The sequence below is a fragment of the uncultured Neisseria sp. genome, assembly GCF_951230505.1.
Classification (GTDB): domain Bacteria; phylum Pseudomonadota; class Gammaproteobacteria; order Burkholderiales; family Neisseriaceae; genus Neisseria.
Window position 1 is genome coordinate 1 of record NZ_CATNVN010000200.1, and the last position, 2,688, is coordinate 2,688.

Genomic DNA, 2,688 nt, shown 5'->3' on the forward strand with positions numbered 1-2,688 from the left:
ATACTAAAAATTGGAGTACTATGAGCACACTCTCTAGAGTATCATTAATTCTCATTTGACATACAGGAACAATAAGCGGAATTTGTATAAGAATAGGAAAAAGGAAAATAATTTATATTATGTTAAATTATGATTATAAATCATAATCATAATTTACTAATTTAATTAGTATTTTTTAAATTTCTTATTCTAAGCCACTTTCAAAGAACAGGATCTTTTGTATCGCTCAGTGGATATCTAAAATTCTAAAAACCATTTGAACTTAAAGATTCAAACGGTTTTTTAGTATCAATTTATTTATATTCCATGCTTTTACATACGGTTAAATTTTATAATTTAATCCTCCTTCAAATCCAACCACTTTCATCATCAAGCCCTGCCCGTACTCAAACCTGCCTTGCCATTTTCCCATAAAGTTTTCAGCAATACTTTCCACGCTGATAGTTTAGGATCAGGCTGTTTACCTTGTCCGATTAAGTCCATTTGCGTCATGTACCAGTTCATTTCCAGCATCGCGCCTGCTTTTTTATCAACAAATGCTACGCCAGTTTGGATGCGGTCGGTTTGCACCGTTTGGTAGGTACCGTTTTGCATTTGGTTTGCTAAATCAGGCACTAAGGCAAATGGGCGGGCGACGCCGACCAAATCCAAATGGCCGCTGGATAAGGCGTCTTCCATGGCGTTTTGCGAACGGAAGCCGCCGGTGATAATCAGCGGAACTTGGCTGACTGCACGGGCTTTTTCGGCGTAATCGATAAAGAAGGCTTCGCGTTTGCGGGTGCTGTCTTTGGCGGCGAGCATTTGCGGGCTTTCGTAGTTACCACCGGAAACTTCAATAAAATCAATGCCCATTTCCGACAGTTTTTGTACCATTTGCACCGATTCGCTTTCATCAAATCCACCTTTTTGGAAATCCGCCGAATTGAGTTTTACGCCCACCAAGAAATCTTTGCCCACAGCGGCGCGGATGGCGGTGTAGGTTTTCAAAAGGAAACGCATACGATTTTCCAAGCTGCCGCCCCATTGATCTTCGCGTCGGTTGTGGTGCGGTGAGAGGAATTGGCTGATGAGATAGCCGTGCGCGCCGTGAATTTGTACGCCTGAAAACCCTGCCTGTTCGGCAATTTTCGCGGTTTGTACGAATTGCTGAATCAGCCCGTTGATTTCATCGGCAGTCAATTCGCGCGGCGGGTTGATAAAGCCGTCCATGCCCACCAACGGCACGGCGCTCGGTGCAAGCGGCGTTTTATTGACCACCGCAGGCGACTGTTTACCCGCATGGTTAATTTGCATGATGAGCAGCGTGTCGTTTTGCGTGCCGGCTTTCGCCCATTTTTTCAGCATCTCAAGGCTGCGGCCGTCTGAAATTACCACATCGTTTATCGAACCTTTGCCGCTTTCGGTGACCATCACATTGCCTGTAACCAATACACCTGCACCGCCTTTTGCCCAAGTGTCGTACAGGCGGACGAGTTTTTCAGACGGCTGGTTGTTTTGGGCAAGTTGCTCTTCCATGGCGGATTTGAAGATACGGTTTTTGGCGGTTTTGCCGTTTTGAAAAGTGAATGGCGTGAATAACATAATCGTTCCTTTAAGTTGATAAGTTTAAAAATGTAAACGTATTTGGGTAAAAATAAAGGGTTAATGGATAACCCTATTTTGAAAGTGGGCAATTTTGTGCCATCAAATCTGCAAGCTGTTTCAACCTCACCACTGCATCCGCCATGGCAATACTGTAAAATCGCTCTTTGCCGACCTGCTCCACCGCCACCGCACCGGCTTGCAACATGATTTTCAAATGGTGCGACACCGCAGGGCGCGACAGATGCAGATGATCGGTCAGCTCATTCACATTCATCTTGCCATGTTCCCACAGTACGCGCAGGATTTGATGGCGGTTTTCATCACTCAACACGGTAAAGATGGGAATGCACTCGCGCATTAAATTCATGGTTTGTTGCGGCATATTCGGCTTCTTGAGTTTATATGTTTAAAAACTTGAACGAATTTTAGAGGGAAAGATGGGGAATGTCAAAGGGAATTTTCAGAAGGTGGTTCTAGCGCACTAATTCGCGGCAGACAACATGGTGGGCAAAAGCCCACCGTATCTAGTGCTTACACACCCATTTTCCACGCGGAGATGCGTTTCAAATTATCCACCGTGCCGTGATTGACGATAGCGGAGAACGTACCGTCTAGTTTGGCGATTTCGGCTTTGTCTTCATTACTAAGCGCAAAATCAAAGACGTTCAAGTTTTCCACCATGCGTTCGGGTTTGGTGGATTTTGCCAACACGATGATGTCGCGTTTCACCAGCCAGCGGGTAATCACCTGCGCCACGGATTTGCCGTATTTCGCACCGATTTTGCTTAACACGGGATTGTAGAAAATATCGTTTTTGCCTTCGGCAAACGGCGCCCATGATTCCACGGAGATGCCTTCAGCCTGCAAAGCGGCAACGGCTTCGGTTTTTTGTTGGGACGGATTGATCTCAATCTGATTAGCCTGCGGCATCACTTTATTAAACAGCCCCAAATCCACCGCGCGCACGGGAGAAAATTTTTAAGTTTTTAAAATTTGAAAAACGCTTGGGAATTTGACCGCACTTTTTACGTAGAGATAAGGAAAAGGTCATCTGAAAAACTAAATCCGTTTTCATACGACCTTTTAACAATAAGAGCATGGACG

At 44.9% G+C, this 2,688-nt stretch carries 3 protein-coding genes; all 3 read right to left on the reverse strand.

Annotation, left to right across the window (positions count from 1 at the left end):
- Positions 1–369: 369 nt before the first annotated feature.
- The 3 genes from Q1M25_RS09380 to Q1M25_RS09390 all read right to left on the reverse strand — a co-directional run bounded on the left by Q1M25_RS09380 (position 370) and on the right by Q1M25_RS09390 (position 2,550).
- A complete protein-coding gene (locus Q1M25_RS09380) occupies positions 370–1,581 on the reverse strand; it encodes an NADH:flavin oxidoreductase/NADH oxidase family protein (RefSeq protein WP_300484036.1) in 1,212 nt (403 codons plus the stop codon).
- Between the two features lie 73 nt (positions 1,582–1,654).
- Positions 1,655–1,966 carry a metalloregulator ArsR/SmtB family transcription factor gene (locus Q1M25_RS09385; protein WP_300484038.1) on the reverse strand — a complete coding sequence of 104 codons (312 nt, stop codon included), beginning with the start codon at positions 1,964–1,966 and terminating at the stop codon, positions 1,655–1,657.
- A gap of 149 nt (positions 1,967–2,115) precedes the next feature.
- A complete protein-coding gene (locus Q1M25_RS09390; RefSeq protein ID WP_300484040.1) occupies positions 2,116–2,550 on the reverse strand; it encodes an aldo/keto reductase in 435 nt (144 codons plus the stop codon).
- Positions 2,551–2,688: the final 138 nt, after the last annotated feature.

Bases quoted from the DNA above. Each gene is read 5' to 3' on its own strand.
- Q1M25_RS09385 (WP_300484038.1), bottom strand. From the start codon at position 1,966: ATGCCGCAACAAACCATGAATTTAATGCGCGAGTGCATTCCCATCTTT.
- Q1M25_RS09380 (WP_300484036.1), bottom strand. From the start codon at position 1,581: ATGTTATTCACGCCATTCACTTTTCAAAACGGCAAAACCGCCAAAAAC.